Annotated in this window: 19 protein-coding genes; 9 read left to right on the top strand and 10 right to left on the bottom strand. The window is 64.2% G+C overall.

Annotation, left to right across the window (positions count from 1 at the left end; genetic code table 11):
* Positions 1–373: 373 nt before the first annotated feature.
* Entirely contained in the window at positions 374–880 is a 507-nt protein-coding gene (locus HNP52_RS22780; RefSeq protein WP_184171403.1) for a hypothetical protein, read from the bottom strand.
* Positions 881–1357: 477 nt separating this feature from the next.
* On the opposite strand from HNP52_RS22780, the gene HNP52_RS22775 reads away from it, so the two are divergent.
* On the top strand, positions 1358–2344 hold the full coding sequence (locus HNP52_RS22775) for a glucokinase (protein ID WP_184171400.1): 987 nt from the start codon (positions 1358–1360) through the stop codon (positions 2342–2344).
* 196 nt (positions 2345–2540) lie between these two features.
* Here the strand turns inward: HNP52_RS22775 and HNP52_RS22770 are convergent, their stop codons facing one another.
* The 3 genes from HNP52_RS22770 to HNP52_RS22970 form a co-directional block, all read right to left on the bottom strand.
* Positions 2541–2759 (bottom strand): hypothetical protein, encoded by a 219-nt coding sequence (locus tag HNP52_RS22770; protein ID WP_184171397.1) that lies wholly within the window; start codon positions 2757–2759, stop codon positions 2541–2543.
* Between the two features lie 173 nt (positions 2760–2932).
* Positions 2933–3574: a DNA -binding domain-containing protein gene (locus HNP52_RS22765; RefSeq protein ID WP_184171394.1), complete on the bottom strand. Its 642-nt coding sequence runs from the start codon at positions 3572–3574 to the stop codon at positions 2933–2935.
* Positions 3462–3728, bottom strand: a complete 267-nt coding sequence (locus tag HNP52_RS22970) for a transcriptional regulator domain-containing protein (RefSeq protein ID WP_221416639.1) — start codon at positions 3726–3728, stop codon at positions 3462–3464. The genes HNP52_RS22765 and HNP52_RS22970 overlap by 113 nt, the downstream gene beginning before the upstream one ends.
* A gap of 781 nt (positions 3729–4509) precedes the next feature.
* Here HNP52_RS22970 and HNP52_RS22760 point away from each other — a divergent pair.
* From HNP52_RS22760 to HNP52_RS22745, 4 genes are all read left to right on the top strand, one after another.
* Complete coding sequence (locus HNP52_RS22760; protein WP_184171391.1) at positions 4510–5043, top strand: RNA polymerase sigma factor; 534 nt, start codon at positions 4510–4512, stop codon at positions 5041–5043.
* Positions 5044–5056: 13 nt separating this feature from the next.
* Positions 5057–6031: a FecR domain-containing protein gene (locus tag HNP52_RS22755; protein ID WP_184171388.1), complete on the top strand. Its 975-nt coding sequence runs from the start codon at positions 5057–5059 to the stop codon at positions 6029–6031.
* A 140-nt stretch (positions 6032–6171) separates the two neighbouring features.
* Positions 6172–9222 carry a TonB-dependent receptor gene (locus HNP52_RS22750; protein ID WP_184171385.1) on the top strand — a complete coding sequence of 1017 codons (3051 nt, stop codon included), beginning with the start codon at positions 6172–6174 and terminating at the stop codon, positions 9220–9222.
* 52 nt (positions 9223–9274) lie between these two features.
* Positions 9275–11719, top strand: coding sequence for a prolyl oligopeptidase family serine peptidase (locus HNP52_RS22745; protein WP_184171382.1), 2445 nt, complete (start codon positions 9275–9277; stop codon positions 11717–11719).
* A gap of 661 nt (positions 11720–12380) precedes the next feature.
* Here HNP52_RS22745 and HNP52_RS23235 read toward each other — a convergent pair.
* Together HNP52_RS23235 and HNP52_RS23230 are read right to left on the bottom strand one after the other, a co-directional pair.
* The gene (locus tag HNP52_RS23235) at positions 12381–12719 is read right to left on the bottom strand and encodes an aspartyl protease family protein (protein WP_260396348.1); all 339 of its coding nucleotides are present in this window, start codon (positions 12717–12719) and stop codon (positions 12381–12383) included.
* 68 nt (positions 12720–12787) lie between these two features.
* On the bottom strand, positions 12788–13156 hold the full coding sequence (locus tag HNP52_RS23230) for a hypothetical protein (RefSeq protein WP_260396347.1): 369 nt from the start codon (positions 13154–13156) through the stop codon (positions 12788–12790).
* 78 nt (positions 13157–13234) lie between these two features.
* Between HNP52_RS23230 and HNP52_RS22735 the strand changes: the two genes are divergently transcribed.
* The 3 genes from HNP52_RS22735 to HNP52_RS23385 all read left to right on the top strand — a co-directional run bounded on the left by HNP52_RS22735 (position 13235) and on the right by HNP52_RS23385 (position 17625).
* A complete protein-coding gene (locus tag HNP52_RS22735; RefSeq protein WP_184171380.1) occupies positions 13235–14743 on the top strand; it encodes a serine hydrolase domain-containing protein in 1509 nt (502 codons plus the stop codon).
* 44 nt (positions 14744–14787) lie between these two features.
* Entirely contained in the window at positions 14788–16089 is a 1302-nt protein-coding gene (locus HNP52_RS22730) for a hypothetical protein (RefSeq protein WP_184171377.1), read from the top strand.
* 996 nt (positions 16090–17085) lie between these two features.
* Complete coding sequence (locus HNP52_RS23385) at positions 17086–17625, top strand: zinc-finger domain-containing protein (protein WP_221416638.1); 540 nt, start codon at positions 17086–17088, stop codon at positions 17623–17625.
* Between the two features lie 206 nt (positions 17626–17831).
* On the opposite strand, the gene HNP52_RS22720 is transcribed toward HNP52_RS23385, so the two are convergent.
* The 4 genes from HNP52_RS22720 to HNP52_RS22705 all read right to left on the bottom strand — a co-directional run bounded on the left by HNP52_RS22720 (position 17832) and on the right by HNP52_RS22705 (position 21194).
* Positions 17832–18788, bottom strand: coding sequence for an alpha/beta hydrolase (locus HNP52_RS22720; RefSeq protein WP_184171374.1), 957 nt, complete (start codon positions 18786–18788; stop codon positions 17832–17834).
* Between the two features lie 26 nt (positions 18789–18814).
* Entirely contained in the window at positions 18815–19801 is a 987-nt protein-coding gene (locus HNP52_RS22715) for a glycoside hydrolase family 43 protein (protein ID WP_184171341.1), read from the bottom strand.
* 278 nt (positions 19802–20079) lie between these two features.
* Positions 20080–20868 carry an SDR family oxidoreductase gene (locus tag HNP52_RS22710; protein WP_184171338.1) on the bottom strand — a complete coding sequence of 263 codons (789 nt, stop codon included), beginning with the start codon at positions 20866–20868 and terminating at the stop codon, positions 20080–20082.
* Positions 20865–21194, bottom strand: coding sequence for a nuclear transport factor 2 family protein (locus tag HNP52_RS22705; protein ID WP_184171335.1), 330 nt, complete (start codon positions 21192–21194; stop codon positions 20865–20867). Before HNP52_RS22705 ends, HNP52_RS22710 begins: the two co-directional genes overlap by 4 nt.
* A gap of 96 nt (positions 21195–21290) precedes the next feature.
* Here HNP52_RS22705 and HNP52_RS22700 point away from each other — a divergent pair, with 96 nt between their 5' ends.
* Entirely contained in the window at positions 21291–22202 is a 912-nt protein-coding gene (locus HNP52_RS22700) for a LysR family transcriptional regulator (protein ID WP_184171332.1), read from the top strand.
* Positions 22203–22400: the final 198 nt, after the last annotated feature.

Raw genomic sequence — 22400 nt, 5'->3', positions numbered from 1 at the left:
GGTAAGTTGATCGGCAACGGCAGACAACACAATGCCGCATTCACCCACGCCAGTTCACCTCGTGGTGCTTCGACCAGCCAAGCACGCTGCGCCTCCATCCATTGCCGGAGCCACGCGTAGCGCGAAACATAGCTGGTCTCCGGTTGGCGGCAATCCAAAGCTCAATCACCCGCCACCGGGAGTGACAGCCTACCTGGCGAGAGCGAGTCGGCTGCGGAGTCTGAAATAGCGAAGGGTAGGCACTTTGCCAGGTCGTTGACCTTCACGGGCGCGCTTATCAGCGCGAAAGTCGAATGCCGTCTGCCCTGTCGAAGTGCTGACGCTGGAGCAATCCGACGCTTTCCTTCCCACATGCCTCCCGGCCGCAGGAGCGTTATTCCTCGCGGGAAAAAGGTGACCGGCCGAATGGGCCGTTGTCCTTCCGGGCTGGCGGGGCCGCGCGAATTTCCGCGACCTCTTGCTGTAGCTCGTCCAGATGAGGAAGGGGAACCGGAGAGGCCACAAACACCAATTCTCGATCGGCACTTTCCCAGGCGACGAGCGGTATGATCTCTTCCTTCCCTGGCAGAAAACTCAAAAATGGCCCGCGCTCGATGTCACCTGCATATTCGAGATTTTGTTGAGCCCATTTCCGTCCCTCGAAAAATAGGCGATCGGTTTCCTTGCGCCAGGACTTCTTCCTCTGGCTGTGCCGGATAGAACTTATTCCCTCCTCTGGGAAATGCCCATCCGCGCGGACTTTGGCGAGATTCTTCCAGCCAAACCAAAGATCTATTGGAGGAATGACATACACGAACAACCCACTATGGGCATTTTTTGTTTCCTCTGCCGATTGCATGACAATCTCCTTGTCACTTAGATAAACAATGACAAGTGGCATTTGAAGCGCAACTGCAACCCCTACGAAAATCGGCGTGGAGCACGGCGGGCACGAATATGTCGTCCGGAAGTGAGAATAGTTGCCTGAGAGGATCGCGCAGTGATCGATGGTCTACGGGCCTGAACGCACCCTCATGCGTCAAAAGAAGCCGCCTAGCCGATCGTCATTTGCTGACACCGGGTATGCGGTGGCATTGCCTTCCGACGTCCAATCCAGGGCTGGTGACCGAGGCCGGCTTTGACATGAACAAGCTCCTCCAGGACTACACCAAGGCTATGTATATCGTAGCGGCAACGGCATGACGCGCCCGAAGAGCTAGTAACCGCTTAGGAACGAGAAATCTCGTTTACCTACTCCTCCATCCCCCTGGCTCACGATGGACTTACCTCCGCAAGGCTACGGAAAGGCTCTTGCCGGAGCCCCTGATTTACATTGTTAAAGGGATGGCGGTTGCAATTTCGGGCTGAAGGAACCTGTATGCACTCCGCACCTCAAGCTGAAACCTCAAAACTCGCCTTGATCGCCGATGTCGGCCACAATGCGATGCGCCTCGGTCTCACCGATGGCGACGGCCGCCTGCGTCGCGAGACGATCCGCATATTCGAGTCACACGAACAGTCGAGCATATCGGGCGCGTTCAGTAGCTTCAGCCGGAGTTGCGCACTGGACGAGCTGCCACGCCGCTGCGCGATCGCGATATCGGGTGCGGCTGTGGGCGACACGATTTCGGTGCCCAACAGTCGCTGGTTTCTCTCGCGATCCGGCCTCACCGCAATGCTGCAGGCCCCGCCGCTCATCCTTAATGATTTCGCGGCCAATGCCTGGGCTCTGAGTGCGCCCGATAGCGATGCGCGCATTGAAGCGATGGCAGGCGCACCGCTCAGCACCGAGGAACCGGGTACGCGCTGCCTTATCGGGGTCGGTAGCGGGCTGGGTATCGCAGTAATCGTGCGCGACGAGCAGGGCCGAATCAACGTGCTGCCCACTGAGGGTGGTCACTGCCACTTCATGGCGGGACTCGCCGAACTCGACCCGCTTCTCGACGGGTGGCGCGCCAAAGAGCCTGTGACCGCCGAGGACCTGCTCTCGACGCGCGGTCTTCTAGCGCTCTATCGCATGGTGGTCGGGAGTGAAGGGGCGACTGCGCGTGCGAACGATACCAAGGGAGTGATGCATCTCGTGACGCAACACGATCCACATGCGAGCCGCGCCGCAGCGCTGTTCGCCCGTGCGCTCTGGTATTTCGCTGGCAATATGGCCCTCGCTTATGGTGCATGGAACGGTGTGATGATCACTGGAAGCCTCGCCCGGGCACTGCGCTCGGAAATCCGAAGTCCGGATGCAGCCCGGTACTTCGTCGTACCAAGCCCTTGGCAGCGCCAACTCCGCGAAGTGCCTCGTGTGATCGTATCGCTCGAACATGCCGAGCTGCGCGGCGCGGCGCAGGCGCTGCTGATCCACTAGACGCTGATCTCGCTTATCACCCCGGCTCTATGCTGGAGGACGATGGCTTTCGTCCCAAGTGAGAACTGACCGGGACTGGGGCGTTTGCCGACTGACGGCTTTTAGGGGTCTGCGACCTAGAGCTTCTCACGGTTTCCGGCGTTGAGCCAGGCGATGATTTGGCACGCGTGCCGGCGGAGGCAATTCGGCTCCTGGATCAGCAGCGTGCACGCGCCACGAGGGTCTCGCGCGGCGAAGGAGCGAGCTCGTGCAGATCGCCTCGATAGTGCCACAGGATCCTGATCGCCCGCACGCCCATCCCGGTCGCCTCTTCCGCCTGCACCTCCAGCGCGCATTGATAGATCACGTTCGCCCCGCTGGGGCTGACGCCCAGGGCCTCGCCGATCGCCTGGAATGTTGCGCCGTCCTCTCGCATGCGCAGGGCCGTCTGGCGCCGTTCCCCTCATGCGTGTCGGGATAGCGTCGCCTGCGGCCGAAGTCACCTGCGCTGGCGACTGCCGTGGCTGTGCCGCAGGCGCGCTGGATGTCCGACCGACGTCAGACGGGCGCCCAACGCGCCAACCGCGGTCCTCCAGCTCAAAACAGCACTCAACCGACACGCGCGGCTACCAATCGAAGATAGCCACCATCCAACATAGCCTCGCCGTTTCGCGCCAGGCGTTGGATACGCAGACGCAGATAGTCGGAAGCTGCCCGCCAATCGCGGCGCACGGCCGCGGCCCCGAACAGCGCGGCGGCGATGTCACGCTGACTGGCGCCGTCCCGCAATGCGTCAAGCGCGCGCAGCATCTCGATCCAGCGCCGGGCACGGGGATCGCGCGGGAACAGTTCGGCCGGCATTCGCCCAAGGCGCCAAAGCCCCGCCAAGCGTCGCACGGTGAGCAGCTTGGGCTCGATATCCACTAGCCCCTCCAATGCGTAACGCAACCGGACCGGACCATGGAGCAAGCTGCCCTCGCGCAACGCGAGGTGGATATGGCGCGGGCCATCGCTGAGCAGCAGTTGGCGGGATCCACCATCGGGCGACAGCAACAGCACATCGACACCGACACGGCGAATATCGAGGCTGTCCTTCCCCTGCTCCGCCGGGATCGCATCCACGGTGACGACACCGCGATCATGCTCGGCGCGCCAGAGTATCCGCGCATGGAGCGCATCGCATTCGGGCGCCTCCTGGAAACCACAGCCCCCAGCGCGCCGCACCTCCCGCCGGCGCGTGCAAATGCTCAAGGCTCCCACCAAGGCGAGATCGCGACAGAACCGAGGGCGCGGCGCTTTCGGCGCGATAGGCGGGATTGCGGCGCAGGAACTCCCAGGCGAAGCCATGGCGATCAAGCGCAAGCAGCGGCCGATAGCTCTCGGCGTCACGCCAATCCTCACCCATAGCCGAAGACATCGCGATGCTTGCCCGTCGCCATCCTCAAGCGGGCGAACGCAGCATGCGGCAGCGGGCTTGTCGCGCCGCGGCCCGTGCGCGACTCGGAGCGGAGATACGATGCGCAACTTTCTGCGCACCGCCCGCCAAAATTCGGCGCACTCCCAGCAAATCTTTCCGTTGGCGCGGAATGACGCTGCCAAGGCCCTGGCAGCTTTCGCGCGCGAGTCGGCTGGTCCGCACGCGCCAAGGTCGCGCTTGCCGCACATCGCCGAATTGCGCAGGGTCCCACGGTCGGGTGCCGTGAATCAGGGGCGTTCCCAGGAGCCAGGGTAATGGCAGCGGGTCAGTCCTAAATAGCGGGCCTTTGCACAAAGGTTTCCAACACCCGACCCCTTCTGTGGCTTGCTGCCCCCCGGCATCCCATCCTAGGCCGGGATGCCGGGTGCCGCCCAATAGGGACCGTCCTCGAGCCCGGGGCGCCGCACATGCGGCAGGGCGTGGGGCGGCCACAACAAGCGGGCCTTTTTGCACAGGAGGTTCCAACACCCGGCCCCTTCCCTTTCCGGCACGAGTTGCCAGGAGTCCGCCAATGCGCCAGCATGGGCATGCCGCCGACGCATCGGCGGCAGGGGCGTGGAAACCCCTGTGCAAGATCGACGAGACCCGCGCGCCTAATGCTGCCCGCGGGTCCGCAACGCTGTGCCGGTTCATGACCGCGCGCCGCGGCTGCCCGGGATTTCCATTTTCGGCATGGCCGTCGCCCCTGTCTCGTTGGGGAGAGGATGCCATGGCCGGCCCAGGCCCGGACAAGCAGGACGCGGAGGTGCCCGAGGCGGCGCAGGCAAGCCTGCTCGAACATCTCTATCGCAGCCACGCCGGCTGGCTGAACCGCGTGCTCGCCTGGCGGCTGCGCACCACCGCGCTCGATGTCGACGACATTGTCCAGGAGACCTATGTCCGCATGGGGCGCTATGCGCCGGAAGATGCGGCGCGCCACCCCAAGGCGCTGCTGCTCAGGATCGCGGTCAACCTGGCACGCGACCAGATGCGCCGCAATGTCGTGCGTGGCGGCCTGGCCGAGCCGCTCGACGAGGAAGGCGAGGCGAGCCTCGCCTCGGTCCTGCCCGAACAGCACGAGGCGCTCGAGATGAAGCAGGCGATCCTCGCCTTGCCGCCGATTTATCGCGACGTGTTCGTACTCAGTCGCTTTACCGGTTTGACCTATGAGGAGATCGCAAGCCATGCTGGCATCTCGGTCAAGACCGTCGAATGGCGGATGACCCGAGCGTTGGCGATGTGCGCGGCCAGGCTGCGCGACTAAACGGCGGGACGTCATGGGCACGGACGAGGAGCGCGCAGACGAGCAGGCAGCCGAATGGCTGGCACGGCTCAACAACCGTTCGGTCACCACCGAGGAGCTCGAGGAATTCTATCGCTGGCGCCGCAAACCCGGCAATGCCGCACGCTATGCCGAGGTCGAGAGCTTATGGCGCCAGGCACGCGCGCTCGGCGACGATCCCGACATCGCCGCGGCGGCGCGCGACGCGCTCGCCCGGCCCCGGCTCGAGCGGATGGAATCGGAAGCGCGCGGCTGGCGGCCGAGCCGCCGGGTGGTGCTGGCGGGCGCCGCCCTGGCACCGGTCGCGGCAGGGGCCAGCTGGCTGCTGCTGCCGATGGCGCGCGCCTATCGGACCGCGACCGGCGAGCAACTGGTGGTCAGCCTGGGCGATGGCTCGAGGATCCGGCTCAACACCGACAGCCGACTCCACGTTGATGCCGGCGATACCGGGCGCCGGGTGACGCTCGAGCGCGGACAGGCCTTTTTCGAAGTGAAGCATGATCCGGCGCGGCCTTTCGAGGTCCGCGCCGGCAAGGCCGCGATCCGCGCCGCAGGGACGCAGTTCGACGTGCACCGCAGCGACGAAGCCGTGCAGGTCGTGCTCACGCAAGGCAGCGTCTCGGTCGATGCCGGTGCCGGCGTTCCCCCGACATTGCTCAAGGCCGCTGGCGAATGCGCGACGATCGGCCCGGCAGGCGCGCTGGCAGTCAGCCATGTCGATGTCGAGGCGGCGACCAGCTGGACCACCGGCCGGCTCGTCTTCCATGCCACACCGCTCGCCAATGCGATCGCCGAGGCCAACCGCTATAGCCGGACCCGGATCGAACTGGAGGACCCGTCGCTGGCCGGGGCCAAGGTCAACGGCAGCTTCGAGACCGGCGACATGGACTCGTTCGTCGCGGCGGTCTCCGCGCTGTTCGACCTGAAGAAAAGAACACAGGAGAATCGGATTCTTCTGTCGCGTAATTGACAAGCCCAGCCGTCCCGCAAAATTTATTCTGCGAAGCAGCCAGGGTCACCCCTTCCCCGCCGCGTTGCTTCCTCGATCGCTGCACAAACGCGCGATTTGAGTGACCGACCGGGAATACCGGCGCGCAGGGGGAGAAGACCGTGAGGAAAGAGCCGATCATCGCCGGGAGCACGCGATTCAGCCTGATGGGGGCGGCGACGATCGCGATGATCGCACCGGGCCCGGCCTGGTCGGCCCGCGCGCAGCAGGAATTCCACATCGCTGCGGGACCGCTCGACCAGGCGCTGGCCACCTATGCGCGGATCACCCATCGCCAGCTTCTCTATCCGAGCACGCTCGTCGCCGGTAGAACCAGCCAGGCGCTCGATGGCCGCTACGGCGATGACGAAGCGCTTGCGCAACTGCTGCGCGGGACCGGCATCGCGGTCCGGCGCGCGGGCAACGCCTATGTACTGTTCCAGCGGCGGGTGCCTGCGCCCCGGACAGCCGCCAAGCCGGCGCGCCCCCAACGCGCCACGCCGATGCCCGCCACGCCCATATCGGCACCCGCGCCGCGCGCGGCGCAGGAGGAAAGTGGCGACACCAAGATCCTGGTGACTGGGTCGAACATCCGCGGGATTTCGGAAAGGGCGTCGCCGATGGTCGTGCTCGACCGATTCGACATCGACCGGGCTGGCCATGGCTCGGTCGGCGAGGCGATCGCAGCGCTCCCGCAGAATTTCGGTGGCACCGGCACCGAGGACACCAGCCTGACCGGGGCGGACCGCACCACCCAGAATATCGGCCTTGGCACCAGCGCCAATCTGCGCGGGCTCGGCAGCGACGCGACGCTGACGCTGGTCAATGGCCGCCGCCTGCCGGGCTCGGGCGGGCAAGGCGATTTCGCCGACATCTCGCTGATCCCGCTCGCGGCGGTCGAGCGGATAGAGATCCTCACCGACGGCGCCTCGGCGCTCTATGGTTCCGACGCGGTCGGCGGCGTCGTCAACATCCTCTTGCGCAAGACATTGGACGGCGGCGAGACGCGGCTGCGGCTCGGCACTGCGACGCAGGGCGGCGCCAGCGAGGTCCAGATCGGCCAGGTGCTCGGGGCGAGCTGGTCGACGGGCCATGTCCTCGCGGCCTATGAATATATGCACCGTGGCCGGCTGCGCACCGACCAGCGCGCCTATACGCGATCGCCCGACTTGCGGCCGTTCGGCGGCAGCGACTGGCGCTCCTATTTCTCCAATCCCGGCACAATCCTGACCATCACACCGGCGGGCGCGATCGAGCCGGCCTTTGCCATTCCCACCGGCCAGAACGGCACCGGCCTTAGCCCAAAGGATTTCGCCGCGGGCCAGAACCTCGAGAATTTCCGTGTCGGCACCGACTTGCTGCCGCGCCAGGACCGACACGCGGCCTATCTCAGCGCCGAGCAGGATCTGGGCACGCTGCAGCTGTTCGCCGAGGGCCGCTATGCGCACCGGTCCTTCGAGAGCAACGGCCAGGCCTCGACCGGGCTTGCCCAGGTCGATGCCCGCAACCCCTATTTCGTCAGCCCCGACGGGTCGCCCTACAGCCTGATCGCCTATTCCTTCACCCGCGAGATCGGCCCGATCCGGCAACCGGGCTCGGTGACGTCGTGGAGCGCCACGGCGGGGGCGACGGTTGCGCCCTTTGGCGACTGGCAAGCCGAGACCTATGTCAGCCACGCCCGGGAGCGGACCTATACCGCCTATGAGAATGTGGTGAACTCGACCTATTTCGCGGAAGCCGTCGGATCGCTGCCGGACGATCCCGGTACCGCATTCAGCACAGCGACCAACGGCTTCTTCAACCCCTATGGCGATGGTCTGGTCAACAGCCAGGCGATCCTCGACTTCATCGGCCAGGGTTTCGCGCGCAACACCACGATCAGCGTGATGGATACCGCCAATTTGAAGGCGGACGGCAGTCTGTTCCGCCTGCCCGGCGGGCGGATCAAGGCGGCCTTCGGCGTCAATTTCCGGCATGAGCATTTCGAGCGCAGCGGCGAGAATTTCTTCTCCGGGACCAAGCCGACCGCGCTGACCGGCACCCATGCCGGGCGCGACATCACCGCGGCCTTTGCCGAACTGGCGGTGCCCTTGTTCGGGCCCGATAATGGCCGGCCGGGCCTCAGGCGGCTGACGCTCTCCGCTGCCGTGCGCCATGAACATTACAGCGACTTTGGCGGCACCACCAATCCCAAGCTCGGCCTGGTCTGGGAACCGAGCACGGAGCTCGGCTTCAAGGCGAGCTGGGGCACCTCGTTCCGGGCACCGGTGCTGCGCGAGGTACGCGATGCGCTCAGCGTCTCCTATGTCCAGCTGCGCGACGCGGCGGGCGTGCTGACCCCGGTCGTGACCCTCTACGGCGGCAACCCCGATCTCAAGCCCGAGACCGCAAGCTCGCTGACACTCAATCTGCGCTATCAGCCGAACTGGGCACGCCGCTGGCATGTAGAGGCGACCTGGTTCCAGACCAAGTTCAAGAACCGGATCGAGCGGCCAGCCTATGACAATCTGAGCGACGCACTCTCCAACATGATCTTCTCGCCCTATATCAGCCGGGTCGATCCCGTCGCGAACCCCGCCGACCGCGAACGGCTGCTGGCGCTGATCAACGCGCCCGGCTCGTTGATCGCAGGGCTCTTCCCGCCCGAATTCTACAAGGCGATTCTCGACGGACGGCTGGTCAATTCGAGCGAGCTCGTGGTGCGGGGCATGGACCTGCTGGCAGCGGGATCGTTCGACCTGGCCGGCGGCGCCGCCACACTCAGCGCCAATGCCTCGCACATGTTCGACTATCAGCGCCGCATCACGCCGCTGGCGCCGCGGATCGACCAGGTCGGCACGATCGCCAACCCGCCGGCCTGGCGGCTGCGGGCCTCGGCCGGCTGGGACAGGCAAGGCTGGGGCGTCTCGGTAACGCTCAACCATGTCAGCGGCTACCTCGATGATGTGAGCAGCCCGGCGCGCCCGGTCGGCAGCTGGACAACGTTTGACGCGCAGCTGCGCATTCAGCCCAAGGCATTCGAGCGCATCGGGCTCAGCTTCGCGCTCAATGCGCAAAACCTGCTCGATGCCGATCCGCCCTTCGTCGATCAGCCGAGCGGGTTCGGCTATGGCGCGGCCAATGCCGACCCGATCGGCCGGTTCGTGTCGCTGCAGGTCGTCAAGAAATGGTGACGCAGTCCTAGCGGCCCGCGCGCCTTCCCTTCACCAACCTGGATAATCGACCATGCGCTTCACCTGGATGGCCGCGCTATGCCTGATGCTGTGCCCGGCACTGATTCGATCGGCGACAGCCGGGCCCTATACGATCGACGACCTGTTGCAGCTGGAAAGCTATGGGCAAGTGCTGGTCGAGCCCGGCGGCCAGTTCGCGGTCGTCGAGCGGCGCGCGCGCTTCGACAGCGCGCCGGACTTTCGATATGACTGGAACGTCAAGCGGCTGGTCTCGAAGCTGCTCGTGATCGACCTGGCCGGCAAGGCGCCTGCCCGCCCGCTATTCGCCCAGGACCCAAAGACAGGCTATTGGGCAGGCGACTTCTCGCCTTCGGGCCGCCGCCTGTCGGTCTTCCGCTTCGCCGAGAACCGCCTCCAGCTCGGCGTGGTCGAACTCGCGAGCGGCGCAGTGCGCTGGCTCGACCTGGTGCCGGACCTGCCCGACGCGCATCCGGCCCCGCTCTGGCTGGACGATGACCGGCTGCTCGTCGTGACGCTGGCAGATGGCGGGTTGCCCGCCTTGTTCCAAAACCCCGTCAACGCCCAGCGCTTCGCCGCCGCCGGCTGGGAGAAGACCGCTCGCGGACAGAAACCAGCCTCGACCTTGCTCGGCAGCGGCCGCTTCCTGGCGCGCGGCACGAGTTATCGCGACCGCCGGGTCGTCGAGTTGAACCTTGCAACGGGCGCCACGCGCACCCGCTTCCAGGGCGATGTGCTCGACCTCGCGCTCTCGAGCGACCATCGCCAGCTCGCGCTGCTGGACAAGGGCGGGCCCGTCCAGCCCGATCCGGCACTTGCCATCGACCCGGCATTCGAGCCACGCCGCCAGCGCTTGACGATCCTCGACCTGGCACGCGGCACGCCGCGGCAGCCTTGCCCGGGATGCGATATCCTGCCGAGCTTGCTCCACTGGTCCCCAACCGGCGCGCAATTGCTCTTCTATGCCCGCGCCGATGGCGAATCCTGGGCACAAGGCCAGCTCTACCGGTTCGATGCGCGCAGCGACACCATCTCCACGCCGCTGCCGGCGACGCTCCGTGCCGTGCCGCAGATCGCCGGCGGCAGCGCGCGGTTCGTACCCGCCGGCTGGGCTGGCGACCGCCCCCTGGTCTTCGCCGAGCGCAGCACCGACCATCGGCGCGACTGGTACCGTATCGAGGGCAAGACCGGCGCCCGGGCGATTACGGCCGATTTTCCGACGGCGCCTGCCGAACTGGCCGCCGCCGATACGGCACATTTCTATGCCGGCGATGTACGCGGGCTGTGGCGCGGCAACTGGGACGGCAGGCTCCACCGCGTCGCCGATGGCCCGGTCCGCACGGTACGGCCGCTGCTGTTCGATGGCCATAGCCTCGGCACCCGCCGCTGGATCAATGCCATCCCGACGCGGGCCATGGCATTGCTCGGCACCAATGATGCCGCCCATGTCCTAGTCGAGGACCAGACGGGCCGGCTTCAGAGCGACAGGATCGCGCACGGCGGCATGATGCTGGCGATGACGCCCTCGGGCGGGCTCCTCAGCTATGGGGAGGACGATCACGGCGTCGGCACGCTGCGCTGGAGCGAGCGTGGTGCTGAGCGCGTGCTCGACCGGATCAACCAGCATCTATCTGCGGTCGAGCCGCCGAAGCGCGTGTTGCTGCACAGCAAGGCCGCGGACGGCACGACCCTCAATCACTGGCTGTTGCTGCCGCCCAGATCCGACGCGCCGCCCCGGCTGATCGTCGTCCCCTACCCCGGCTATCCCTATGGCACCACGCCCCCCGCCGACTCCCGGCCCGCGATGCCGACGATCATGACCCATCCGCTGCTGCTGGTCGGCCATGGCTATGCAGTGCTCCAACCCAGCGTCCCGCTCGCCCCCGGCCCGGACGACCCGCTCCCCACGATCGTCGCGGAAATCGCCCAGGCGGTCGACGCGGCGCAGGCAAGCGGCCTCATATCGCGCGCCAAGCCGCTTCTGGTTGGGCACAGCTATGGCGGCTATACGGTGCTCGGCACCGCTGCGCTCAGCGACCGCTTCGCCGGCGTCGTCGCCGCCAATGGCGTCTATGACCTCACCAGTGTCTATGGCGCGATGGACCCGCGCATCGACTATGAAGACAACGGCATCTCCCTGACCATCCCGATCGGCTGGGCGGAAGGCGGCCAGGGCCGGATGGGCGTGCCGCCCTGGGCCGCGCTCGCGCGCTATGCGAAGAACAGCCCCTTTTATCATGTCGAGGACATCCGGGTGCCGGTGCTGCTGGTCACCTCCGACCTCGACTATGTGCCGGCGGCACAGGCCGAGCGCATGTTCCTGGCGCTTTACCGCCTTGGCAAGGACGCGATGCTCCTGCGCTACAAGGGCGAGAGCCACAGCCTGATCAGCCCGGCGAACCTACGCGACTATTGGGCACATGTCTTTGCGTTTCTCGATGCGTCGCGGGATCCACTGGAAGATGCCGGCCCCCAATAGCGCCAAGCCTCCAACGCATAGGCAACGATCGCCGACCGAGAACTCAATAAATGCAGCTCTCGATGACGCCGTTGTCATTGGAATCCGCAGCCAGGTGCGAGTACCTATTCGCCGAGACAAGTGAGTCCTGATCATAGAGGTGTAAATGCTGGTCCCAACGGTACTGCTATTGGCTGTCGCGCAAACTGCTGACACTCCTCAAACACCGCCGCGCCCGCCTTCTGAAGCTGTGGTCGCCCGGATCACCCCCGGCGACCTGTTGCAACGCCTCGATGACTTCCGTGCAAGCCTGTCCATTCGAGATCGGCGTGCGCTGGATAGAGAGCTGCCACGTGACGCAGAAGGCGGGATCGCGAAATGCGACACGACCGAGGGGAGCCGCGCATCTTGTGAGAACTCGGCATACATGTCTGCTCTTCGCAAGTTGGCGCTGATGCCAAGGTTTCAGGCAACCTTGCAACCAGCCCGCGGACCTGAATGATCCGGCCGCCTGTCGGGCACCCCTGGCGAGATCCTGAGACGGGGAAGGTGCTGGTCGGGCCTGGGTGCGCAACAACCCAGAAGGCAAGAATGGGCGGCAGCTTCATAGACAATGTTCGTCGATGCCTGCCGATAGGCGGAGACCGCACCGTTGCAGAGGTGCGGGCCACGGAACATTACCTCAAGAGCGTGGCGGGCAGGGGCATAATGCAATCCTTCTGAATCGCTGGTCGATCAGTAGGGTGAAATGCTGCAGGGCATGTGCGCCGACCAGCAGCTCGGGATAGCGATCCGAAACCCGCACCTCCACGTCCGAGAGCGAGACCGCTCCGATGCGGAACGGACCCTTGACCATCGCCTTGCCAGTACTGACCACCGTATTGGTCAACTTGCCTTCGCCAGCCGACTGGACGGCACCACCGCCAATACGATCGAACAGAGTCCCGGGGAGCACGAAGGATACGTTGGCACCCGTGTCGAGATTGCCTTCCGTCAGGGTGTCGCCGATCCTTACCGGCACGCGGAAAGCCCGCTCGTAATACAGGACGCCGTTAATGGTGTCGGATAGGGCGATGGCGCGGGTGAAGGTCAGTCGGCGGCTGGATAGTCGATCACCAGCAGGCCATCGCCGAAAAACTCGCGTCCGAGGATACCCGAGAACGCCGCTTCGGGGGTGAGCTTGCTGCTATAGTCCCGGGTTGCAACTTCAAGATCGCGCCGAACGAAGCCGCCGAGATCGACGGCAAAGACGAACGGCCCTTTATCATCGACCTTCGCGGTGACGTAGATGCAACCGTCCACGACGCGAAACGGCACACTCAGCGCTGCACCGGTTGCGGCCCGTCGCGCCAGTGCACAGGCTTTGGAGTCTTCCGGCTTGATTGCAGAAGCTGGCGTCACGAGACTGGCCGCGACGGCCGCGGCCAAAGTCGCCGCCCGGAAAATCGAGGGATGCATGTTTTTGCTGGCCTCATGTGTATTAACAGAGCAATACACAGCATTGTTGCATATTCAATACCGGAACGAGGGTGGGCGATGGCAGTGACGAAGCGAAAGCGGGCCTGGCAACGGGCGACGAGCCTAGGCGTGACTTTGGGCGCCATGCCGGCGCTGGTCGCGTGCGCGTCTCCTGCAATGGCCCAGGTGCCAGCGCCGCCATCCGCGACCACCCCGACCGAACAGGCGCTCGATACCGCCCTTGACGCCTATCTCCGCGCCGCGACGCGGAACGAGCAGTTCTCCGGGACGGTACTGCTGGCGCGCGGCGGCAAGCCGGTGTTCGTGCGCAGCTACGGTATGGCGAATTATGAGCTGGGCGTGCCGAATGGCGCGGATACGGTTTATCGCCTCGCATCTGTCACTAAGCAGTTCACCGCACTAGCTGTCATGCAGCTTCAGGAACAGGGAAAGCTCCAGGTCGACGATCCGATCTGCCGCTATCTGACCGATTGCCCGGCCGTGTGGCAACCGATAACGATCCGCCAGTTGCTGAACCACACCTCGGGCATCCCCAACTTTTCCAGCCTGCCCGAGTGGGACGAGATGCTGTCGCGGCGCGACTATAAGCCCATCGAGCTGGTGGCGCTGTTCCGTGATCTGCCGCTCAAGTTCGCGCCGGGCGAGAAATATGACTATTCCAATTCCGGCTACCACCTGCTCGGTCTCATCATCGAGCGCGCCTCGGGGATGGGCTGGGGCGAGTATGTGAAGCAGCGCATTCTCGTGCCGCTCGGCATGACGCATAGCGGCGACGACAATACCCGCGCGCTGATCCCGCATCGCGCGTCGGGCTATTATTCGCTCGGCACCACCTTCATCAACGCGCCAATCATCAGTCGTACGGTCGGCTATGCCGCAGGCGGCCTATATTCGACGGTGGGCGACCTGCTGCTTTGGGATCGCGCGCTGGTGCCCGGCAAACTGGTCGGCCAGGCGTCCCTCGACGCGATGTTCACGCCCGCCAAGAGTAACTACGGCTTCGGGTGGCGGATCGCCGAGCGGTTCGGCCGACGCGAAATGGACCATTCGGGCAGCGACAATGGTTTTTCCACCTACATCATCCGCTTCCCGGTCGATGGCCTCACTGCCATCGTGCTGAGCAACAGCGACCGCGCGTCGGCCGGCAAGGTCGGGAACGCGATGGCCGCGATCGCCTTCGGTCAGCCGGTGACGCTGCCTGTCGCACAGCTCCGTGAGATCCTCTGGGACCGGATCGATCGCGGCGGCGTTGCCGACGCCATTGCCCACTATGGCGAACTAAAGCGATCAGGGGCGAAGCTCGACTTCAGCGACGACGCGCTGGTGGGGCTGGGCTATGACCTATACGAGGCGCACCGCTATACGGATGCCAAGGCGATCTTTCGCTTCAACCTGACGGTCTATCCCAAGTCTGCCTACAGCCATGACGGGTTGGCGGACATAGCGGTCGCTGAAGGCGATCCGAAACAGGCGATCACTCTGTTTCGGCAATCCCTGGCACTCGATCCGACGAACACCTATGCAAGCGACGCCCTGAAACGGTTGCAAGCGGCGCATCGCCTCTGACCGATCATCGGCATGCTGTCTGCATTGCCTAAGAGCGGGGGTATGTGACGATGAATCTGCGAAGACTTGCCGTTACCTTGAGTATTGCCGGGCTTGTGTGCTGGCCTGCCCTGGCCGGGTCCGTGTCGAAACAGCCCCCGTCCGATGCCAAGGCTAGGGCAGCGGGCGAGGCCATCGCTGGCTACCGCGCCCTGTGCCGTCTCGATGGCGGACGTCTGTGGGGCAGAAGCCTGTGCGGGCCGATCCTGCTGGTCGATCCGACGACACGCGCCATTTATGCTGACCGGAATACGGGTCGGCATGACCTTCGGGCCGAAGGCGGCCTGTTCACCGGAACGCTGCCCGCAGGCGTCGGCGTCGCCAATACCGCGACCGACTGGGCAGGCATCCGCTGGACCATGGTGATGCTGCCGCTGCCGGCGGACGTTCGCCGCCGCGACACCCTGTTGATGCACGAGGCTTTCCACCGCATCCAGCCCGAACTTCTGCCTCCGCCGGCGGCAGCCTTGCCCGACCATCTGGACACGCTAGATGGCCGCCTGCTCCTCCGTCTCGAATGGCGCGCGCTGGCGCAGGCATTGCGAACGGATGGCGATGCGCAGCGGACGGCGATCCGCGATGCGCTTGCCTTTCGGGCGACGCGGCGCCGCCTGACCAGCGATGCGGCCGAACGAGAGAACGCATTGGAGATCAACGAGGGACTCGCCGAATATACCGGCCAGCGCCTCGGCGCTCGCGGGAATGCCGTCCCCGCCACTATTGCCGCGCTTGCCGATTACGACCGGCGCGACGGATATGTGCGTAGTTTCGCCTATGCCTCCGGCCCCGCCTACGGCTTGCTGCTTGACCGGCTGTCCCCGCGCTGGAGGGTTAGCCTGCGGCCGGACAGCGATCTCGGTATGCTGCTGCATCATGCTATCGGCGACATCACTCTGCCCGAGCTTACCGCGATCCGCGATGGCTACGGCTTTGCTGCGATCCGGTCGGAAGAAACGGCAAAAGCGGAGGCTCATGTCGGTCAGGCCGCGCACTGGCAGGCCGTACTGGTCGATGGCCCTGTCGTGCGATTGCCGCTGATCGATATGCGGATTGAGTTCGATCCGGGAACCCTCTTCGCGCTGCCTCCGGCGGGCACCGTCTATCCAACCGCTACGCTTCGCGATGCTTGGGGAACTCTGACGGTGCAGCAGGGCGTCCTGATCGCGACGAACTGGAAGTTCGCATCCGTTGCCGCTCCCGCCGTCGCTGATGGCAGCGAGTATATCGGAGCGGGATGGCGCCTAAGGTCTCTCCCGGCTGGATTCTGTCGAACAGCGGCGTTCAGCGCCAGTGATGGCAATTGTTAGGAAGCCATTGGCGAGTTGATCGCTCCGGTTTCCCGAAAACGAAAGTCCAACGGGAAAGCCAAGCGTGAGGCTGGCGTCCTCAATGCTTTCCAAAATCCTGCGCCTAATTGCATTCTCGCTGAAATAGCCTGCTGGACACAGGAAACGGGAATCGTACCGCTGGCTCGAATGGCCGATTTTGGGATCGTGCTCAGGCGTGCTGAATGACCGACTTTGGGGCGTTTGCTGCCTGACCGCTTTGGAATCGGCCGTCTCGCCGCCGAATTGCGGACCAAGGGTGGTTTTCAGACCGACAGCTTTTGAGAGCGGGAATTGCAATAGCTGTCCGTAGGCGTCGCCGGCCGCGAATGACCGCTAACGACCCGGTTTGCGCTATCCGATGCCAGCTTCCAGGCACGCGATGACAGCAAACACCGGATCCTCGCCGCACGCCTCGATCAACCGATCAAGATGATTTCGAAGAAGGTCGCTCCTTACCTGTATTTGAGCCTTTGGAGCAGCAAGCATCTCTTACAAACCTGCGAGCCACTCCCCATATTGGCGTTATCGCGTGCCCTGCCTGAGCACTCGCGCGACTGAGAGACCTCGTGCTCCCGCTTCGTGGGACACCGCGCATGGACATCAACTACATTCTTCGTCGGGAGCAGATCTCCCTTTACAACGCGTCGGTGGCGAAGTCTGCGTCAGCGCGGATAGCCCATGAAGGTTTGGCCAGAGAATATGGTCGCCTGTTGGAAGGAAGCACCTTCCCCCACCACAATCCGCTCAAGCTACGGTTTAGGCCCGTGCCCGTCGACGACGCAGGTCGATGGGATGACGACGGGGGAACTATATCCTCGAAGTGAAAGGCATGAGGATGGGCGTTGACGGCGGAGCGGGGCAGAAACCGCGCCCGATGTCCGTAAACGACCGGACCAGGTTATTCGCCGACCATTAGGTGTTCCCTGCAGGCTGCCGGGAATGGCGAATTGAGGTCGGACAACCCGGGTCGGTGGCATGAAGGCATCCCGCGCTTCGAAACTGCAAGCGACAGGTTACGGAGAGATCCGCTACTCTCGCTTGCCGCGATGGAGCGGCCCGATGATAGTTCAAACATTCCGCGCGTCCGATTGGACCCAGACGGCAGTTGAGTTTGCAACCAGAGCCTTTCGCAGAGATCCGTTCAGGTGGACAAGAACGCGGCGGCGGGAGCTTCACGATGCCATCGATGCATGGAGTCATGAGGGCGGGCGCGCACCGAAGTTAACGGCAGGACCTGCCCATTCCGAAGATTCGTGCGACGTTCCAGAATATCTGAATGATGTCGGCGCGAACACAATTTGGATCGGTGCGCTCGCTTTTTCCTGCGTAGGCGCATCGCCGCCGAACGATCATCCGCACGTCTATCTGAACATCAAAGGTGCGCGAGATATCCCCTGTCCATATTGCTCAACCCATTTCTCATATCGCGCAGGCCTTGGTCGGTGTGAGACCGATCCGCCGGGTTGCTATCGAAACATGCTGGGCAACAGTGCCAAATCGCAGTTGCCTCGCTAGATCCTGAGCGCATTCCCTTCTGACATCGCGTCCGACGATTTCACCTGGAAACTAGCGGCGGGTGCGCCAAGGCGGGCGTTGCCGAGATGGCACGCACAGCGGTCGCAATCGCACCAAGTCGCTCCGAGATCATCACTCGCTTCTCCGCATCCGGCCGCTGCATCCTCGCCATCCCCCGCTTTGGAAAACGCTGTGGGGGTGGCCGGTCAGGACCCGGTTCCGAGGATACCGTGCATCCGCAGCCAGTCCGCGAATGCATCGAACCAGCCGGTACTCGTGGTCTCCTTCTTGTACATGCCGAAGCCGTGTCCACCTTGTTCGTAAAGGTGGAACTCGACCGGGCGCTTGGCCGCGCGCCAGCTGTCGATCAGCCCGAACCCGGCATTTCCGAACAGCGGATCGTCTGCGGCCAGCGCCACGAACATCGGCGGCGCATCCGCGGGCACGGTCATCCGCTGCAGCGGGCCATAGATATTGCCGATAAAAGCAGGTTTGGCATCCTGCCCGTTCAGAGTCGTCGCCATCGTCAGCATCGCGCCTGCGGAGAAGCCCACCATGCCGATGCGCCCGGGATCGACTCGCCACTCCTTCGCCCGCGAACGGATCAGTGCGAACGCTGCGCGCGCATCGGCGATCTGGGGCGCGAGATTGGCCATCATCCGATCGGCCGAAGGTGGGGTGGGACGAGCCGCCCCCGAGAACATCTGCCGCATCGACTCTTCAAACGCCGGCATGGCCGCGGGTGTCTGATTCAAACGGTATTTCAGCACGAACGCGGCAACGCCGCGTGCCGCTAGCGCCTTGGCGACGTCCCAGCCCTCATTGCCCATCGACAGTGTACGGAAGCCGCCTCCCGGCGCCACCACTACCGCAGCGCCCGATGCCTTTGCCGGATCGGGCAGGAAGGGCGTGAGCGTCGCGACGGTCACGTTCCGCGCGAAGACGCTGCCATACTGGCTGTGCCAGGATTCCGGCACGGTGGCACCAGGCAGCGGTCCGGTATTCAGCGTGATCGCAGTAGGCTGCGCCGGGATCGTGATGGGCGTCATCTTGTCGTTCTGGGCGAACGCGGGGGCTGTGACAGCAATCATGATCGCGGCCGCTACTCCGGCGCAACGCGCCTTCAGCCGATGGGATATGCGCGTCTCTGCCTTATTGGTCATGAGGATGCTCCGATCGTGCAGGAAGGTCAGCGGGATGGCGGAACGGACACGCCCGCATCCGTCTGGACTACGGGCTTCATCGTGCCGTCGGGGTTGTATCGCAGGTACTCGACCGTCACGGCACGTCGGCCGATCGCACCGTTCAGGTCACCTATTGCGAGCGAGGCATTGTGCAGAAACAGGTACCAGTTGCCTTTGAACTGGACGATGCCCGGGTGGATCGTGAAGCTGTACTTACCAGAGCCGGTAAGTTCGCCACGGTAGGTCCACGGTCCCTGGATCGATGGCGCTGTTGCATAAGAAATACGCTCGTCGCGGTGCCGTGCCCGGTCGAGCGAGGCATAAGTGAGATAATAGAGCGCACCGCGCTTGTGCAGCCAGGGGCCCTCCTCGAAATGCGGCGGCGTAATCTCGCGGATTGGCCCATCGATCTCGATCATGTTGGGCTTCAGCTTTGCGATATAGCATTCGCGATTGCCCCAGGCGATCCAGGTCGTACCGTCATCGTCGGTGAACACGGTGGGATCGATGTCTTCCCAGCTGTGCGTGCCCCTCGGCGTCATCTCGTTGGTGATCAGCGCCGATCCCTTCGCATCGACGAACGGCCCGGTTGGAGTGTCTGAGACGGCCACCGCGATTGCTTTCCCGGGATGGGTGTCGTCATGCTCGACCGCGGCGTAGAACCAGAACTTGCCGTTCTTGCGGATGGCCTGCGATGCCCAGGCATCCTTCTTCGCCCATTTGAAGTCGGCAACGTTCATTATCTGACCGTGCTCGGTCCATTGCTTCATGTCCTTCGTCGAATAGACGAGCCACTCGCGCATGTTGAACATTTCGTCGCGCTGCGCTTCGTCATGGCCGACATAAAGGTACAAACGGTCGTCGACGACCAGCGGCGCAGGGTCCGCAGTGAACTTCGCTCGAAAGAGCGGATTGGCGCCGGGCGTCGGCGAGCGCGTGGATTGGGCCAAAGCAATCGCCGGCAAGGCGACCATAGCCATCATCGCCACCATGGCGGCCTTACACTTCCTCTCCATGTCCGCCTCATAGCAGCTTACATGTTATCGTTACCATCGAACTGCGAGTGAGGAAAGTTGCTCGTGCTGAGCGAGCGACCGGCCGCTTTCAAGAAAGTCCGAGGCTGCACCGAATGACCATCAATGGGGCGCAAGGCCGCCGATTAGTCCTAGCCTGATTCATTATTTTTATCTTCGGCTGACTCGCCCGAGCCAGTCGTAGCCAGTGCTCCGACGTTCCTCCCTTGAAGGAGGCGAATATCGGAGCGCCAAGTTCAGACCGTGCGGACGGTGCCGCCGTCGATGACGAATTCCGTACCATGGATGGCGGCCGCGCGGTCGGCGGCGAGGTAGGCAATCAGGTCCGCTACCTCCTCCGGCTCCGCACCGCGCCCGATCGGGATGCCGCCCAGGGCATCGAGCACCGACTGACGCGCATCCTCGATCGTGCCGCCATTGGCCGCCCGAAGCATTTCGAGAAAGTCGTCCACCGCCTCGGTCATGATCCAGCCGGGCGAGACGGCGTTGACCCGTACGCCCTTGGGGCCGAGCTCCTTTGAGATCGACTTGCTGTAGGTCCGGAGCGCAGCCTTGGCGGCGGCATAGCCCGTAGTGGATTCTGGCAGCGGCAGCACGGACTGGATCGAGGTGACATGCACCACTACGCCCTGGCCGCGCTCGATCATCTGCGGGATCAGCAGGCGGTCGAGGCGGACGGTCGCGAGCAGATTGAGATTGAGCTCGGCGAGCCAGTGCTCGTCGGTCAAGGCCGCGAAACCGCCCGCCGGTGACGAGGAGCCGCCGACGACATGGGCCAGGATGTCGATGCCGCCCAGCCGCTTGAGCGCGGCCTTGGCGAAGGCTGCGCCGCCCTCAGCCGTCGTCAGGTCCGCCTGGACATAGTCAACGCTTTCTATCGGGTCCCTGATGGTGCGGGCTGCGGTAATGACGCGGGCGCCGCCCGCGAGGAAGCGTTCGACCGTGGCGCGGCCAAGGCCCTTGGTGCCGCCACTGACGAGCACGCGCTTGCCCGCGAATTCGGTCGCGTTGGAGACGATGGTCATACAATGGTCTCCAACGTCTTGATGGCGCCGTTCACCAGCGTGAAACGATAGGTGAAGCGGAGCGGGCTGCCGGGGAAGTCACCTTCCGCGGGACCTTCGACGACAACATCGCCACCCTCTTCCCGCACCGTGTCGGGCATGAAGATCGCCTTCACCGGGAGAACTTCCTCCTCGAACAGCTTGCGTATCGCTGCCTGGCCCTCGAAGCGCTTGCCATTGTCGATGAACAGCGCGTCGCGCAGGAAAGGCTTCATCATGCCGTCGAGATCGAGGCGAGCATTGGCCTCGACGAAATCGGCGATCGGCCGGGGTAATTCGATGGACATCATAATCTCCTCGATTGTGACGAGGCTGATTTAGCGATGGACATTGACCACGATAATCGAGAGAAATCAGCATAGCGTGTCACGGAAACAGGGATAATGGGCCGCCATTCGCTGATCGAACTCGAAGCGGTTCTTGCCATCGTTCGCTGTGGCTCGTTCCGCGCGGCGGCGGTCGAGCTCGGCCTATCGACGACCGCGATCAGCAATGCCGTTGGCAAGCTGGAGCGGGAGCTTTCCGTCCGCCTGTTCAACCGCACCACGCGCAGCGTATCGCTGACGCATGCGGGGCGGATCTTCGTGGCGCAGATTAGGCCGGCGCTCGACGGCATTCAGAAGGCCATGAATACGGCACGTTCACAGCAGGACACGCCGTCCGGTACCCTGCGTATCAACGCCTTTGCCACGGCAGCGCGCGAGATCATGGCGCCGCTGGTGCTGACCTATCTGCAGCGCTATCCGCAGGTGCACATCGACATCGTGACCGAAGGCCGGCTGGTCGACGTGGTGGCGGCGGGTTTCGATCTGGGGGTGCGGAGCGCCGATCTGGTGCCCAGCGATGCAATCGCCATTCCGCTTGGGCCAGCGCGGCGCATGGCCGTGGTCGCCGCGCCCGGCTTTTTCGAGGGGCGGGCCGTACCAAAGGTGCCGCAGGAGCTTCTCGCTTATCCTTGCCTTCGCATTCGCCTGCCCAACGGCGCGCTGTTCCGGTGGCGCTTCGCGAAGGCGGACGAGGAGCTGCAGCTCGATGTCGAGGGCCCGCTTACCCTCGATGAAGCATCGCTGGCGCGGATCGCGGTGACCAACGGCGTGGGGATCGGTTACTTCATGGAAGCCGATGTGCGCGAGGATATCGCCGCCGGGCGGCTCGTTCGCATTCTGGACGATTGGACGCCGCCGCTGGCCCCGCTGTGCGTCTATTATCCCAGTCGCCGTAATCCTTCCGCGGCTTTCCGCGCCTTCATCGAGCTGACGCGCGAGGCTGCGGCCGGGCGTCTGAAAAAGCCTTGAATGGCGGGTTTTGGGATTGCTACGTCAACACTCGAACCACCGAGATTGGGTGCATAGCCGTCCGGCATCCGAGCGGCCCATCCAGCGCTCGGATGGACCGCGCCAGCCTCAGATCTCCGTTCGTTCAGCAAGCGTCAGAGCATCTTCAATGTCGACGCCTAGATATCGGACCGTGTTCTCGATCTTCGTATGACCCAG

Source organism: Sphingomonas kyeonggiensis (genome assembly GCF_014204495.1).
Classification (GTDB): Bacteria; Pseudomonadota; Alphaproteobacteria; order Sphingomonadales; family Sphingomonadaceae; genus Sphingomonas; species Sphingomonas kyeonggiensis_A.
The sequence above is the reverse complement of the archived record's forward strand: the minus strand, read 5'-3'. Positions and strand labels throughout refer to the sequence as shown.

Bases quoted from the DNA above. Each gene is read 5' to 3' on its own strand.
- HNP52_RS22780 (WP_184171403.1), bottom strand. From the start codon at position 880: ATGCCACTTGTCATTGTTTATCTAAGTGACAAGGAGATTGTCATGCAA.
- HNP52_RS22775 (WP_184171400.1), top strand. From the start codon at position 1,358: ATGCACTCCGCACCTCAAGCTGAAACCTCAAAACTCGCCTTGATCGCC.
- HNP52_RS22770 (WP_184171397.1), bottom strand. From the start codon at position 2,759: ATGCGAGAGGACGGCGCAACATTCCAGGCGATCGGCGAGGCCCTGGGC.
- HNP52_RS22970 (WP_221416639.1), bottom strand. From the start codon at position 3,728: ATGGGTGAGGATTGGCGTGACGCCGAGAGCTATCGGCCGCTGCTTGCG.
- HNP52_RS22760 (WP_184171391.1), top strand. From the start codon at position 4,510: ATGGCCGGCCCAGGCCCGGACAAGCAGGACGCGGAGGTGCCCGAGGCG.
- HNP52_RS22755 (WP_184171388.1), top strand. From the start codon at position 5,057: ATGGGCACGGACGAGGAGCGCGCAGACGAGCAGGCAGCCGAATGGCTG.
- HNP52_RS22745 (WP_184171382.1), top strand. From the start codon at position 9,275: ATGCGCTTCACCTGGATGGCCGCGCTATGCCTGATGCTGTGCCCGGCA.
- HNP52_RS23230 (WP_260396347.1), bottom strand. From the start codon at position 13,156: ATGCATCCCTCGATTTTCCGGGCGGCGACTTTGGCCGCGGCCGTCGCG.
- HNP52_RS22735 (WP_184171380.1), top strand. From the start codon at position 13,235: ATGGCAGTGACGAAGCGAAAGCGGGCCTGGCAACGGGCGACGAGCCTA.
- HNP52_RS23385 (WP_221416638.1), top strand. From the start codon at position 17,086: ATGAAGGCATCCCGCGCTTCGAAACTGCAAGCGACAGGTTACGGAGAG.
- HNP52_RS22720 (WP_184171374.1), bottom strand. From the start codon at position 18,788: ATGACCAATAAGGCAGAGACGCGCATATCCCATCGGCTGAAGGCGCGT.
- HNP52_RS22715 (WP_184171341.1), bottom strand. From the start codon at position 19,801: ATGGTGGCGATGATGGCTATGGTCGCCTTGCCGGCGATTGCTTTGGCC.
- HNP52_RS22710 (WP_184171338.1), bottom strand. From the start codon at position 20,868: ATGACCATCGTCTCCAACGCGACCGAATTCGCGGGCAAGCGCGTGCTC.
- HNP52_RS22705 (WP_184171335.1), bottom strand. From the start codon at position 21,194: ATGTCCATCGAATTACCCCGGCCGATCGCCGATTTCGTCGAGGCCAAT.
- HNP52_RS22700 (WP_184171332.1), top strand. From the start codon at position 21,291: ATGGGCCGCCATTCGCTGATCGAACTCGAAGCGGTTCTTGCCATCGTT.